At 61.8% G+C, this 11,791-nt stretch carries 28 protein-coding genes; 27 read left to right on the top strand and 1 reads right to left on the bottom strand.

From position 1 onward, the window contains the following. Positions 1-72: 72 nt before the first annotated feature. Positions 73-312, bottom strand: coding sequence for a helix-turn-helix transcriptional regulator (locus tag GVL61_RS00705; RefSeq protein WP_159975830.1), 240 nt, complete (start codon positions 310-312; stop codon positions 73-75). Positions 313-411: 99 nt separating this feature from the next. Between GVL61_RS00705 and GVL61_RS00700 the strand changes: the two genes are divergently transcribed. The 27 genes from GVL61_RS00700 (at position 412) to GVL61_RS00570 (ending at position 11,696) form a co-directional block, all read left to right on the top strand. Further along, complete coding sequence (locus tag GVL61_RS00700; RefSeq protein WP_159975828.1) at positions 412-987, top strand: XRE family transcriptional regulator; 576 nt, start codon at positions 412-414, stop codon at positions 985-987. A gap of 39 nt (positions 988-1,026) precedes the next feature. Continuing rightward, positions 1,027-1,245 carry a hypothetical protein gene (locus tag GVL61_RS00695; RefSeq protein WP_159975826.1) on the top strand — a complete coding sequence of 73 codons (219 nt, stop codon included), beginning with the start codon at positions 1,027-1,029 and terminating at the stop codon, positions 1,243-1,245. Positions 1,246-1,352: 107 nt separating this feature from the next. Then, the gene (locus GVL61_RS00690; protein ID WP_159975824.1) at positions 1,353-1,625 is read left to right on the top strand and encodes a hypothetical protein; all 273 of its coding nucleotides are present in this window, start codon (positions 1,353-1,355) and stop codon (positions 1,623-1,625) included. A gap of 232 nt (positions 1,626-1,857) precedes the next feature. Beyond that, positions 1,858-2,214: a hypothetical protein gene (locus GVL61_RS00685; RefSeq protein ID WP_159975822.1), complete on the top strand. Its 357-nt coding sequence runs from the start codon at positions 1,858-1,860 to the stop codon at positions 2,212-2,214. Next, positions 2,211-2,573, top strand: coding sequence for a hypothetical protein (locus GVL61_RS00680; RefSeq protein WP_159975820.1), 363 nt, complete (start codon positions 2,211-2,213; stop codon positions 2,571-2,573). The genes GVL61_RS00685 and GVL61_RS00680 overlap by 4 nt, the downstream gene beginning before the upstream one ends. After that, a complete protein-coding gene (locus tag GVL61_RS00675) occupies positions 2,570-2,761 on the top strand; it encodes a hypothetical protein (RefSeq protein ID WP_159975818.1) in 192 nt (63 codons plus the stop codon). The genes GVL61_RS00680 and GVL61_RS00675 overlap by 4 nt, the downstream gene beginning before the upstream one ends. Beyond that, positions 2,758-2,946, top strand: coding sequence for a hypothetical protein (locus tag GVL61_RS00670; RefSeq protein WP_159975816.1), 189 nt, complete (start codon positions 2,758-2,760; stop codon positions 2,944-2,946). Before GVL61_RS00675 ends, GVL61_RS00670 begins: the two co-directional genes overlap by 4 nt. Then, positions 2,943-3,263, top strand: coding sequence for a hypothetical protein (locus tag GVL61_RS00665; RefSeq protein ID WP_159975814.1), 321 nt, complete (start codon positions 2,943-2,945; stop codon positions 3,261-3,263). The genes GVL61_RS00670 and GVL61_RS00665 overlap by 4 nt, the downstream gene beginning before the upstream one ends. Beyond that, complete coding sequence (locus GVL61_RS00660; RefSeq protein WP_235037476.1) at positions 3,260-3,601, top strand: hypothetical protein; 342 nt, start codon at positions 3,260-3,262, stop codon at positions 3,599-3,601. The genes GVL61_RS00665 and GVL61_RS00660 overlap by 4 nt, the downstream gene beginning before the upstream one ends. After that, entirely contained in the window at positions 3,598-4,056 is a 459-nt protein-coding gene (locus tag GVL61_RS00655; protein WP_159975810.1) for a hypothetical protein, read from the top strand. The genes GVL61_RS00660 and GVL61_RS00655 overlap by 4 nt, the downstream gene beginning before the upstream one ends. Beyond that, the gene (locus tag GVL61_RS00650; RefSeq protein WP_159975808.1) at positions 4,056-4,241 is read left to right on the top strand and encodes a hypothetical protein; all 186 of its coding nucleotides are present in this window, start codon (positions 4,056-4,058) and stop codon (positions 4,239-4,241) included. Before GVL61_RS00655 ends, GVL61_RS00650 begins: the two co-directional genes overlap by 1 nt. Next, entirely contained in the window at positions 4,238-4,408 is a 171-nt protein-coding gene (locus GVL61_RS00645) for a hypothetical protein (protein ID WP_159975806.1), read from the top strand. The genes GVL61_RS00650 and GVL61_RS00645 overlap by 4 nt, the downstream gene beginning before the upstream one ends. After that, complete coding sequence (locus GVL61_RS00640) at positions 4,408-4,794, top strand: hypothetical protein (protein WP_159975804.1); 387 nt, start codon at positions 4,408-4,410, stop codon at positions 4,792-4,794. The genes GVL61_RS00645 and GVL61_RS00640 overlap by 1 nt, the downstream gene beginning before the upstream one ends. Continuing rightward, on the top strand, positions 4,791-4,964 hold the full coding sequence (locus tag GVL61_RS00635) for a hypothetical protein (protein WP_159975802.1): 174 nt from the start codon (positions 4,791-4,793) through the stop codon (positions 4,962-4,964). The genes GVL61_RS00640 and GVL61_RS00635 overlap by 4 nt, the downstream gene beginning before the upstream one ends. Further along, complete coding sequence (locus GVL61_RS00630) at positions 4,961-5,680, top strand: lambda exonuclease family protein (RefSeq protein ID WP_235037475.1); 720 nt, start codon at positions 4,961-4,963, stop codon at positions 5,678-5,680. The genes GVL61_RS00635 and GVL61_RS00630 overlap by 4 nt, the downstream gene beginning before the upstream one ends. Next, positions 5,677-6,378: an exonuclease domain-containing protein gene (locus GVL61_RS00625; RefSeq protein ID WP_159975800.1), complete on the top strand. Its 702-nt coding sequence runs from the start codon at positions 5,677-5,679 to the stop codon at positions 6,376-6,378. Before GVL61_RS00630 ends, GVL61_RS00625 begins: the two co-directional genes overlap by 4 nt. Beyond that, positions 6,375-7,190, top strand: a complete 816-nt coding sequence (locus tag GVL61_RS00620) for a hypothetical protein (RefSeq protein WP_159975799.1) — start codon at positions 6,375-6,377, stop codon at positions 7,188-7,190. Before GVL61_RS00625 ends, GVL61_RS00620 begins: the two co-directional genes overlap by 4 nt. After that, positions 7,187-7,480, top strand: a complete 294-nt coding sequence (locus GVL61_RS00615) for a hypothetical protein (protein ID WP_159975797.1) — start codon at positions 7,187-7,189, stop codon at positions 7,478-7,480. Before GVL61_RS00620 ends, GVL61_RS00615 begins: the two co-directional genes overlap by 4 nt. Continuing rightward, complete coding sequence (locus GVL61_RS00610) at positions 7,473-8,243, top strand: DUF5131 family protein (protein WP_159975795.1); 771 nt, start codon at positions 7,473-7,475, stop codon at positions 8,241-8,243. Before GVL61_RS00615 ends, GVL61_RS00610 begins: the two co-directional genes overlap by 8 nt. Next, on the top strand, positions 8,240-8,503 hold the full coding sequence (locus GVL61_RS00605) for a hypothetical protein (RefSeq protein WP_159975793.1): 264 nt from the start codon (positions 8,240-8,242) through the stop codon (positions 8,501-8,503). Before GVL61_RS00610 ends, GVL61_RS00605 begins: the two co-directional genes overlap by 4 nt. After that, complete coding sequence (locus GVL61_RS00600) at positions 8,500-9,174, top strand: hypothetical protein (protein WP_159975791.1); 675 nt, start codon at positions 8,500-8,502, stop codon at positions 9,172-9,174. Before GVL61_RS00605 ends, GVL61_RS00600 begins: the two co-directional genes overlap by 4 nt. Continuing rightward, positions 9,171-9,413 (top strand): hypothetical protein, encoded by a 243-nt coding sequence (locus tag GVL61_RS00595; RefSeq protein ID WP_159975789.1) that lies wholly within the window; start codon positions 9,171-9,173, stop codon positions 9,411-9,413. Before GVL61_RS00600 ends, GVL61_RS00595 begins: the two co-directional genes overlap by 4 nt. Then, the gene (locus GVL61_RS00590) at positions 9,410-9,625 is read left to right on the top strand and encodes an acyl carrier protein (protein ID WP_159975787.1); all 216 of its coding nucleotides are present in this window, start codon (positions 9,410-9,412) and stop codon (positions 9,623-9,625) included. The genes GVL61_RS00595 and GVL61_RS00590 overlap by 4 nt, the downstream gene beginning before the upstream one ends. Beyond that, entirely contained in the window at positions 9,622-10,122 is a 501-nt protein-coding gene (locus GVL61_RS00585) for a DNA N-6-adenine-methyltransferase (RefSeq protein WP_159975785.1), read from the top strand. The genes GVL61_RS00590 and GVL61_RS00585 overlap by 4 nt, the downstream gene beginning before the upstream one ends. Further along, complete coding sequence (locus GVL61_RS00580; protein ID WP_159975783.1) at positions 10,119-10,457, top strand: hypothetical protein; 339 nt, start codon at positions 10,119-10,121, stop codon at positions 10,455-10,457. The genes GVL61_RS00585 and GVL61_RS00580 overlap by 4 nt, the downstream gene beginning before the upstream one ends. After that, positions 10,454-10,702 carry a hypothetical protein gene (locus tag GVL61_RS00575; protein WP_159975781.1) on the top strand — a complete coding sequence of 83 codons (249 nt, stop codon included), beginning with the start codon at positions 10,454-10,456 and terminating at the stop codon, positions 10,700-10,702. The genes GVL61_RS00580 and GVL61_RS00575 overlap by 4 nt, the downstream gene beginning before the upstream one ends. Beyond that, positions 10,686-11,696 (top strand): tyrosine-type recombinase/integrase, encoded by a 1,011-nt coding sequence (locus GVL61_RS00570; RefSeq protein WP_159975779.1) that lies wholly within the window; start codon positions 10,686-10,688, stop codon positions 11,694-11,696. Before GVL61_RS00575 ends, GVL61_RS00570 begins: the two co-directional genes overlap by 17 nt. Positions 11,697-11,791 lie beyond the last annotated feature (95 nt).

Here is an 11,791-nt window from a genome sequence, read left to right as displayed (position 1 = left end):
CAAGGCCAGCGCGAAGGCACAGCGCCATGTTGAGCAGGAGAATGGCGTGGGCGGTGAGGCGGCGGGGTGCGCTCATGCTGCGGCGCCGGTCTGGCGGGCGGAGTTCAACGCCAGTGTCCAGCCAAGCCAGTCAGCTGGCTTCACTGCACCGCCAGTTGCCTGCTCGATGTCGATCTGAGATTGAAGGGACGGAACCTTGTCGCCGCGCGCCCAATGACGCACACTCCAAGCACTCATTCCCTTGTCGGAGGCGAAATCCTCTGCGGTCAGTTGCCGTTCGGAGAGGAACTTGCGAAGCGGGGTGTCTGTCATGATGAACCGGAACGTACCTTGTCAGGGTACACTCTGCAACCCTTAATGTACCCCACGGCGGTTCTCGACTTGTCCCTTGAGCCGGGACAATTTCCACGCATGGAAAATCGCCTCGCTCACATCAGGAAAAAAGCCGGCTATTCTCAGCAGAAGCTAGGCGAGTTGCTCAACTCAGGGCGCTCGACAGTGACGAAGCTGGAGCGCGGCGAGATCCCGATGAGCGATCGGTGGCTTGATCGTCTCACCCAAATCCTCAATTGTTCTCCATCGGACATCCTAGGAGAGCAAGTGCCTGTTGTTGGTAGGATTGGTGCTGGCGGTACGGTTGTTTTTGACGATCTCGGCTTCGATGAGATGGTGCCGCGCCCGCCGGAAACCCCGGGCGAATTGATTGGCCTGGAGGTTCATGGGGAATCCATGCTCCCGAAGTTCGACCCAGGCGATATCATCTATATCAGCCGCGACCACGATGGCGTCGAGCCTCAGGATATCGGGGCGATCTGCGCTTGCCGGCTTACCACGGGCGAGACCTATCTGAAGCAGCTGCTCAAGGGCAGTGGGCATGGCCTGTTCACGCTCCGGTCGTACAATGCGGCAGACATGGAAGACTGCGAACTGGTCTGGGCCACGCCGATCCGGGCGATTACGCCTAAGCATGCACGGCGGTATAATTGATGCTTTCTATGGCTCGCAGCGACGTAGGGGGCTGAACAAATGTCGATCAACGAAGAAGTATACGCACAGCCTGCGGAGAAGCGCGACGTTGGGGGACTAGCCATCAATGGTGCTGTGGCCCTCTTTGCTATCGCGGACGCCCTTCTTGCGATTCAGGGCGGGGAAAAACCGACAGATGTTCAAATTGCAAAAATACGGGAATGCGCGACTAATTTCGCTGAACGGTTCAACCGCCTGTCCGGATGGGTGGACGAATGACAACGGTTGACGAAACACGCAGGGCGGCGTGGTCGAAGATGCAAGCTGACTCTGACGGCCGTCGCGGCCCCTTGAATCCACCCCCTCCCGGTGGCACATCAGGCGGCATGACCGATGATGCCCTTAAGCCACGCGTGGACTTTCTGCATACGGCTTTTCTGTGGCTAGCTGGCGCGCTCGTGACCGCTCTTGTCACTATCGTTGTTCTCAACCTGACTCTTGCAAGCTCGGCTAATGTTCGCACTGACCGATTGATCGAGAACATATCTCTGATCAACCGCCAGGCAGGCGAGCAGGGAACTAAAATGGATGAGGCAAATAGGCGGCTTGATAGGATCGAAGCGAAGTTAGATCGACTTTTGGACCAGCGTCAAAAGTAGGCTAGGGCCTGACAATTGCCACATCAGCCTCGCTTCGGCGGGGCTTTTTCTTGCCCGGCGTCCGCCGACATGAGTTGTTTCCTACACGCCAATGAGTTGCCAACGTACCCTAGGTGATTCGTAAAAGGTGGTGACACGTACCTTGTAAGGGTACATTTATTTTGTTGACACGTACCTTGTGAGGGTACACTAAGGTTTCCAACAGGCCACCCCGGCCTAGGAGATCGGCACAGTGTCAGTCACCACGAAATTTCCGGAAGGTCCTTGGCTATTTGAGCCGCATGGCGCTTTCCGCACCAACGTAGCCGGCGAAGAATGGCCCCTCGGCTATATCTCAGCTGGCGCTGGTAATCCCATCTTCGCGCTGCATGAAGTAGTCGGCGAGTTCGCGGCCCGCGACCTCGCTTCGGCAGCGCTTAAGGCTGCCGCCGCGCCTGAGCTTTACGAAGCGCTGGCCGAGGCCAAGGGGCTCGCCGACATGGCGGTCATGTCTGATGACAGCGATGGCACGCCGTCCGACGACCAAAAGGCGCTCATTGCACTGAGGGCCAAGATCGACGCCGCCCTCACCAAGGCGACCGCAGCATGAACATGTTCGCCCCCTCCTTCCTCGCGCAGGAAACCGAGCAGGCGCTGGCGGCGAAGGCTGCTGACGTTGCTGGCATTGCCCCCCTCGGCCTGTCCGACATCGCCATTGCCTCCATCGTCGGTGAGGACGCGGCTTACGAAGCGCGCGCTCTCGACCGGGGCTGGCTCAAGCCCGGCGAAAGCTACGGCTACAAGGCGATCTTCCGCAGCCTGACCACGGGCGCGCCGACGAACGAGAGCCCGACCCACCGGAACCGTATCGACGCGCTGATTGCCGCTCACACCAACACCACTCCGGGCCTTCTGTTCGAGCGGATCGAGGTTGTGCGGACGGCTTTTGCGGGGAGGGCTGCGGCGTGAGGAATGTCCTGACCGGCCGTGAGCAGATTGAGGCCCAGATCGCTGGCAACCTCGAAAACCTCATCGAAGCGCTGCGTCTGCCTGCCGATTATCCGGCGCGCGACGAATACCTGAACATGGTGATCGCAAAGGGCGCCGTGCTGATCGCTCAGCGCAACCTCTGCTTTGTCGAAAGGCTCGCAGCATGATCGCAGTCCAACACCTGCGCCCGGCCTACGAGGGCAACAATGGCTGGATCGATGGCCGTATCGGCATCGCCTACGACCTGATCGCCGAAGTTCTGGCGGATCTGGGACAGCCCACCACCAACAACTCGCTGCTCGCGGCGATCGAGGAGGCCGACATGGACCTCGCGAAAGGACGTGCGTCATGAGCCAGCGCTACACCCTCAAGGCCGCAGCCATGTGGCATGACAGCGTCGGCAACGAAGTCGAGGCAGAGGTTCGCGTCACGTACACCGCGCATCGCGGCCATGCCGGGACCATGATCGACCCGCCCGAACCTGCTTCGGTGGAGATCGTGTCCATCGTTCCCGTCGATCCGACCGTCACGCTGCCTGCTGGGTACGCGGCGGGCGACTTTGACGAGACGTTTTTCGAAGACTGCCTGGAAGATTACGCGGCCGAGATGGCTTGCGCCGCCGAGTGGCGCGCCGAGGCCCGCCGTGATGCGCTGATGGAGGGGTTTTGAGCATGGGCGTTACCCACACCCCCGGCCCGTTCGCGGTCGAAGAGCCCTTGGATGGCGAGCTGTGGATCGTCGAGGCTGGTAAAGATGCTTGGGACTGGCGCGTTGTTGCCAGCTTGCCGTTCCCGTCCAGCACTGGCGATATCTCGCGCGCTCAGGTCAAGGCAAACGCGGCCCTTTTCTCTGGTGCGCCTGAGATGTTGACCGCCCTCGAAGGCTTGAGCGGAATCCTCGCCACCGCCGAAAGCAACGCCAGCGGCAACCCGGAATGGGAGTTCGTCAGCGGCAAGATCAATGCTGCCCGGACCGCCATCGCCCGCGCGAAAGGCACCCAGGCATGAGCGCGGCGGAGAACAGTGGGGTGGAGCTCCTCATCCAATGGTTACAGGCCAATCCTGAGCCTCATGACGATAGGGTGAAGCGACTTCTGCTTGGCGCAGCGAGCGTACGGGATGCGTCCGATTGGAAACATGACGACGCCGAGAATGTCATCGCTTTCCTTCTGGCTGACCTTTCCCGACCCGCCCCCGCTCAGGCGGCAGGCTGGCAGGACATTGCGAGCGCGCCTGAGGTGAAAGGCAAATACTTCTTCTGCCGCCTCGCATGGGGTCCTGAATGGGATCGATGCACAGGCGATGGTTTCCGCTGGAATGGCCGTTGGTTCGTAGCAGGGCTGTTCCACAAGCCGGGCACACGCATTGACGAGTGCCAGAATGAGTATCGCCAGATCGAGGTGGTCCCGACGCACTTCATGGAGAAGCCCGAAGCCCCTCCGAGCAATGGAGGGCAGGGGTGATGAAGTTCTCTCAGGCCCTCGCGCTTGTCCTGATGCTGCTTATCGGCCTGCGCGCTGACGAGCAGATGGAAAGCTACGCCAGCGTCGCGTTTTGGCCTTGGCTCGCAATCCGCATTTTCTTCGCAGTAACATCGGTCACCCTCATGGCACTGACATGGCGCCTGATCGTCGGGAAGCCGTCATGATCGACCACACCCCCACCGCCATGCGCCGCCACTGGCACGGCAAGATCAAGCCGCTGCTTGAAGACGATGCGGTTTGGCAGCCGACGTACAACGCGCTGGTCGCGGTGGCAGTCACCCCGTGGATCGTCGCGGGCGTCCTTTTCCTCTTTGTTCGTGGAGCTAACTGATGGGCGAGTACGCCGAAATGATGCTCGACGGCACCCTTTGCGAGTGCTGCGGTTCCTTCATCGACATGGACGGCGGCGACGGAATGCCGCGCTATTGCTCCAACCAGTGCGCACGGGATCGTGGCGCTCACCATGCGCTGCCGAATCCGACTGGTGGCAAGCTGAACCCGGGCAAGACGAACTGTCCGCAGTGCTCGCGACGCGTCAAGATTACAGGGCTGGCCGACCATATCCGTGACGCTCATCCGCATGGCGTCGATCCGGTGCAGGAATGCCTGCGTGAAGCGTATGGCGCGGCGGCTCCTGAATTCGTCTCGGCATTCAAAGCCGCGTTGCGCAAGCGCGACATGACGATCCTCCACGCTGGAGAGGTCATCGTACCATGACCGCCGCCCTCCACGGCGCAATCGCCGCGATCATCTTCACCGCGCTGCTCATCGGTGTCGCTGCTTGGGCTCAGTTTTCTTCTCCCGCCGCTTCGCAGTCCCCCCAGGCTGAGGCCCACACCCCCGCGCGCATCGAAGCTGCCGCCGGGGATACCGGAGATGTCCGTTGAACGCTCAGACCAAGATTGAAGCGGCCCGCGTCGGCGGCCCCATCACCCACAACGACCTGATCCAGGGTTCGGACGAATGGCTTGCTGCCCGCTGCGGCCTGATCACCGCTTCCGAAATGAAGCACCTGCTGACGGTCAAGTCGCTCAAGACCGCCGACAACGAAAAGACCCGCGCCCACGTTTACGAACTGCTGTTCCAGCGTATCTCCGGGTTTGTCGAGCCGCAGTACGTGTCCGACGCGATGCTGCGCGGGCAGGAAGATGAGATCTACGCGCGTGCCGCCTACGAAGAGAACTTCGCGCCCGTCGTCGAAACGGGTTTTATCACGAACGACCGCTGGGGCTTCACCATCGGCTATTCCCCGGACGGTCTGGTCGGTGATGACGGCCTGATCGAGGTGAAGTCGCGCGCCGGCAAGTATCAGGTCCAGACCATCGCCGAGGACACGGTGCCGGAAGAGTACATGCTCCAACTGCAAACCGGTCTGCTGGTCAGCGAGCGCAAGTGGATCGACTTCATCTCGTACTCGGGCGGGCTGCCGATGTTCGTCAAGCGGGTCGAGGCCGATCCGCTCATCCAGGGCGCGATCCTTGCCGCCTGCACCGCGTTCGAAGCGCGCCTTGCCGAGAAGGAGCGCGAGTACCGCGCGACCCTCGTAGCCATGCCCAAGGTCATCGACACCGAGCGCCGGGAAGCACTGGAGATCATCCTGTGACCATCATTCGTGTCATCGATTTTGAAACCAGTGGTGTCGATCTGCCCGAAGCCGAGGTGTGCGAGGCCGCAACCTGCGATCTGCACCTTGATACGGGCCTGATCGAGGCGCCCGCGTCGTGGCTCTGCAAGGTCAAGGAAATGCCGCCGCAGGTGCGCGCCGTCCACCACATCAGCCTCGCCGAATGCCAGGAGTGGGCGCCGTTCGATCCCGCGCTGATGTTCAACCGGACCAATGCGGCAGACGCTATCGCTGCCCACAACGCCGAGTTCGAAACCCAATTCTTCGAAAGCCCGGTGCCGGTGATCTGCACGTACAAGGTGGCGCTGCGGGTCTGGCCCGAGGCCCCGGCGCACAACAACGGCGCGCTGCGGTACTGGCTGGAGGATGCCGGCAAGATCGCGCCCGACCATGCGCTGACCCAGCCTGCGCACCGCGCCGGACCGGATGCCTACGTGACGGCCCACATCCTCAAGGCCCTGTTCGATACCGGCGTGACCGGCAAGCAGATGGTCGCGTGGACCAAGGAACCGCGCCTCCTGCCGCGCTGCCCGATCGGCAAGTTCCGGGACAAGCCGTGGAGCGAGGTCGAGGCCGGGTTCCTCGGATGGATGCTGCGCCAGCCCGACATGGCCGAAGACCTCAAGTGGAATGCACGGCGCGAGATTGAGCGCCGGGACAATGGAGCACGCGCATGAACGACATGATCGATATGTCCCGCTTCGTCGAAGCGAAGTCGGACCAGCTCAACGCGGACGACCTGATCGGCGCGCCGCGCACCATCACCATCACGCGTGTCGCCGGCAGCGATGGCGATCAGCCGGTGTCGATCTTCTACCAGGGCGACAACGGCAAGCCGTTCAAGCCGTGCAAGACGATCCGCCGCGTCCTGATGGGTGTCTGGGGCCGGTACGCCAACGAGTACGTCGGCAAGTCGATGACCCTCTACCGCGACGACAAGGTGACGTTCGGCGGGCTGGAAACCGGCGGCATCCGCATCAGCCACATGAGTGGCATCGACAAGGAAACTGTCGTCGTCGTCATGAAGACGAAGGGCAAGAAGGCGGGGATCAAGATTCTGCCGCTCAAGGCCGAGCAGCAGGAGGATGCCGCAGCCAATTGGGTAGCCACGTTCACGGCCAACGTCAGAAAGGTGCCGACCTTGGGCGCGCTGGAATCGCTGATCATGCGCGGCGCCAAGAACATGGGTGGTCTGGAGGCCAACCGGCCCGAGTTGTTCAAGGAATGCCAGGCGGCCATCGATACCCGGCGAGAATATTTCGGCCCGGCAGATGGTCAGGATGGCCCCTCCGACACCCAGCGCGGCGAAACCAACACCACCACCCCCGCCGACCTGCTCGACCAGATCGCCGCGGCAACCGACCTCGCGGGCCTCAGCGACATCGACAACACCATCCGTGGGCTCTGCGACGAGATCGGCGCGCGTGATGAGCAGGCTTTGAGTGAGGCTATTACGCGGCGGCGTGGTGAATTGGAGGACGGCGAATGAGCATGAAGATCGGAGACAAGGTTCGCTGGACCAGTTCGAACACCTGCAAGCGCGGTGTGATCGAGGCGATTGTGCCCGCCGGGAGTTTGCCCGGTGATGTCGGATTCCCCAATGCCGGCGGCGGCGGGATGTCACGTGACCACGAAACCTACATCGTTCGCGGGCGCAAGTTGAACAGTGCTGGCGCGGAGTATGGCTCGAAGGGGGTCTACTGGCCTCGCGTCAGCTTGCTTGAACTGGTGCCTGTGACCGGGCGTGGTGAGATTGAGGGGGAGGGGGATCGTGGCTGAGAACAGCAAGATCGAGTGGACCGATCACACGTTCAACCCGTGGATTGGGTGTACTCCCGTCAGCACAGCTTGCGATAACTGCTATGCCGAGGTGTTGATGGATCACCGCTATGGCCGCGTCTCGTGGGGCGCGGGCGAAGATCGATCGCGAACCGCCGCATCAACGTGGCGCAACCCTCGCAAATGGAACAAACACGCGGCCAACACTGGCGACCGCCCCTTTGTGTTCTGCGCCTCGCTCGCCGACGTGTTCGACAACGAGGTGGACGAACTGTGGCGGCGCGACCTGTTCGCGCTGATCGAGGCGACACCGAATCTCGTCTGGCTGCTGCTGACGAAGCGCATCGGCAATGTCCGCAAGATGACCGACCCGGCGCGAGGTAATCGGCTCCTGCCGCGCAACGTCGCCATCGGCGCCACCATGGCGAACCAGGCTGAGTACGATCGCGACCGCATGAAGCTGGCCGAGGTGAAGACGTTTGCCGACGTGCTGTTCACATTCGGCAGCTTTGAGCCGCTTCTAGGCCCCATCATTCTCGACAAAAATGCACCAGACTGGATTATCGTCGGCGGCGAAAGCGGTGCAAACGCGCGGCCGATGAACCTTGATTGGGCTCGGAAGCTACGCGAACAGGCGTTCGATTTGCAGCGGACATTCAACTTCAAGCAGGTTGGTGGGCGCGCTGCAGACAAGGGCGGTCATACGCTCGACGGCATAGTATACTTCGACCGGCCGCAAATCGCTGCGCAGGTGTCGGCATGACCACCACCCCGCACCAGTGCAGCGTCACGCAGGCTGATATCGCCGCAGCGAAGTCGATCATCATCAGGGTCAAGATCGGCGAACTGACAGTCGAGCATTTGCACGAAACCTTCGCCCGCCATCGTGAAAACGCCATGACCATCCAGGCTGCCGTGCAAATGGTGCAGGACGCCGGCCTGTTCGAATGCGACGCCGACTTCGCGAGGGTGAAGGAGGTGCTGAGGGCTAGGGAGCGGGCGCAGGGGAGGGTGGTGGAATGAGCCGCATCCTGATCGCCTGCGAGTTCTCGGGCACCGTCCGGCGCGCCTTCACCGACCTTGGCTATGATGCATGGTCATGCGATCTGCTGCCGGCTGAGGATCGCAGCAACCGCCACATCACCGGCGATGTTCGCGAGGTGTTGAACGATGGCTGGGACATGCTGATCGTGGCACACCCGCCATGCACTCGGCTTTGCAACTCGGGCGTCCGCTGGCTCACCGCTGCGCCCCCGGGCAAAACGCTGGATCAGATGTGGTCCGAGCTGGACGAGGGTGCCGCGCTGTTCTCGGCCATGTGGAATGCGCCGGTGCCGCGCATCGCCGTCGAAAACCCCGTGATGCACCGGCATGCCAAGGAGCGCATAGTAGGGTTCGCCCCGGCCGCGCAGAGCGTGCAGCCGTGGGAATACGGCGACTGGGAGACGAAGCGGACGTGTCTGTGGCTTCGCGGACTCCCGGCACTGGTGCCGGCCTATCCGACGATCGCCGCGGCGCGTGCTGGTCTGGGGTTGGATGATGACGCCACGCCGACCGCGCGCGTCCACCGCATGCCGCCGGGCGCCGATCGCGCGAAAGAGCGCAGCCGGTTCTTCCCGGGCATCGCTGGCGCAATGGCTGCGCAGTGGGGGTCGTTGCTTGGCCATGTGGATCTGTTCGGAGAAGCGGCATGAAGATCGAGCGATGCACCTGCGGCAAAATGCCAAGCTTCGTTTGCGTGCAGATCGCAGAGGATGCGGTGGAATCTCAGTACGTCTGCCAGATCGGAACGCGCATCCCGGGTGGCGGCACTTCGCTCGGCGGATGCGGGAAGCAGGGTCCGGAAGTCGAAGACGCGTACAGCGACCGCGAAACAGCGGCGCATAGCTGGAACGTGATGATCCGGTCAGAGCGGCGGAGTAAAGCAGCATGATCAAAACCCTAATCCGCCACCACCTCCCGACCCCGACCGCGCTGGACATCACCCCCGGCACCGAACTTGCGGACCTCGGCGCGGACCAGCTCACCATTCACGGGCTGGCGCTGGACCTGGGGAACGAGGTTGGGCGGGATATTTCGGATGATGAGGCGGCGAAGTGGGTGACGTGCGGCGATGTTTTTCGGTCGGCGGGGGAGGAAGTATGACACACGAACGCCGCGGTAAATCCGACGAGTGGTACACGCCTAAGTACGTGTTCGACGCGCTAGGCTGCGTCTTTGATCTAGATGTGGCCCACCCCCGCGATCATGCCCACACCGCCGTGCCGTCCGCAAGCTTCCTCTACGAAGCAGGGCTGGAAACGAAATGGTCCGGCTTTGTCTGGATGAACCCGCCTTTCGGGAACGGTGATCGGGCAAAGCTGCTTTGGATGGATCGGTTCTTTGATCACGGGAATGGCGTGGCTTTGACCCCGGATCGCACGTCAGCGCCGTGGTTTCAGCGATGCTGGCAGCGGGCCGACATGGTGATGTTCGTGTCACCCAAGATCAAGTTCGTGGCACCCGATGGCGCGCTTGGCGAGCAGCCGGGCAACGGCACTGTACTATGGGCATCCGGCGATCGCGGCGTGCAAGCGCTCCTGACCGCTCATGCCCGTGGGCTGGGGCAAGTGGCGCGGCCGATCCGCGAGGTGGCGGCATGAGCCAGAACACCAGCACCGCCGCGCATTGGTCCACAACCCCGGCCACCGATCTTGAGGAAGCAATTGCCCGCTTCAAGGCAGACCTCCCCGGGTGGTGGTTCTCGGTCGGTGAATGCCAAGTGTCGTGCGATGCCTCTTGCGCGCCGACCAGTGAAACGATGGATTGCGGTATCGTCGGCATTCCCGGCAGCGACGATCGGTTCAACAGCGGCTTTCACGCCGACCTCGAGCATCCGTCGTCGCTTGCTGCGGCGCTGGATACCGTTCGGGAGCAAGCCTTGCAGGCCCTCGCATCGCACTACACCCCCACCCCCGACCATGGAGAGCGAGAGTGAAGGAAGTATCAGCCCGCTGGCCGGCGATGATGTCCCGTAAGACGGCAATGGAATATCTCGACATCGGCGAGGTCGCCTTCGAACGCGAGGTTGCATCCGGCCGCATCCCCGTAGGTATTTCGTTCGGCGGTCGTCCGCACTGGCGCCGCGATGCGCTCGACAAGGCGCTGGCCATACTCTCGGGCGAGATCGCAGTCGATCACATCGCCCGATTCGAGGAACGCCGTCGTGGCAAGGCTGCCTAAACTCAAGCACGTCAAATTCACTCGATCGAAGGGTAAGGTCTACGCCTACTTTGACACGGGCCGGAAGACAGCCAATGGCAACCCGATTCGCTTGCCGCTACCGCCATTCGGAACGGTAGGTTTCTACGACAGCTATTCGTCGTTCCTCGGCGCGCGCACCAAGCGCCAGGTCGTTTTGCCGACAATTTCGGACCTCGCCGCCCTCTATCAGAACAGTGACGATTTCAAGGAGCGATCGGAGGGCACGAAGAACGTGTACCGGATCACTTTAAAGCGTGTTCTCAGAGAGTTCGGAGAGTTTCCTCTGGAAGATGTGACGCGCAAGCGGGTGTACGACGTTCTGGACGAGATCCCCGGGCCCGCGTCGCGCAACCTGTTTGTGGCCGTCATGGGCGTCTTGTTTCGCTACGCCCGATCGCGCGACATGACCGAGAGCAATCCGGTGAAGGACATTCGCAAATCCAAGACCGGCGAGCATGAGCCGTGGCCCCAACACGTCCTTACGGCAGCGCTGATCTCGGACGACGATATGGTCCGTCTTGCCGTACACATTCTCTATTTTACCGGTCAGCGGCTCGGCGATGTGGTGAAATTGCGGTGGTCTGATGTCCGCGGAAGCAAGATAATTTTGACCCAGGAAAAGACCTCCAAGCCCATGATGATTCCCATGCACAGGGATCTGCTTGCCGAGATCGAAAGGAAGCCTCGACTTGGGATGACCATCATCTCTGAGGACAATGGCAAGCCGGTCACTGCGAGCAAACTGCGCAACGCACTCAAGGCTTTCGGCGACGGGCTGGGTGTCGCTGTCGTTCCGCACGGCCTGCGCAAGAACGCGGTCAACATTCTGCTCACCAACGGATGCACCATCCCTGAGGTGCAGGCGATCACCGGGCAGAGCGTGGAGATGGTCATGCATTACGCAAAGCAGGTGGATCAAGGTGCCTTGGGCGAGGCGGCTATCCTCAAATTCGAGCGAGGAAACAGAACGTGACTCTTCAAACCGATGGAAAACAGCCGCCGAAAATGGTGGAAAACTCCCGTTTTGACTTAACCCCACCTTAAGACCTTGCCCACTATTCTGGGGAA

The sequence above is a fragment of the Novosphingobium sp. 18050 genome, from assembly GCF_902706195.1.
In the GTDB taxonomy this organism is placed as follows: domain Bacteria; phylum Pseudomonadota; class Alphaproteobacteria; order Sphingomonadales; family Sphingomonadaceae; genus Novosphingobium.
This window is presented reverse-complemented; position numbering and strand designations above follow the sequence as displayed.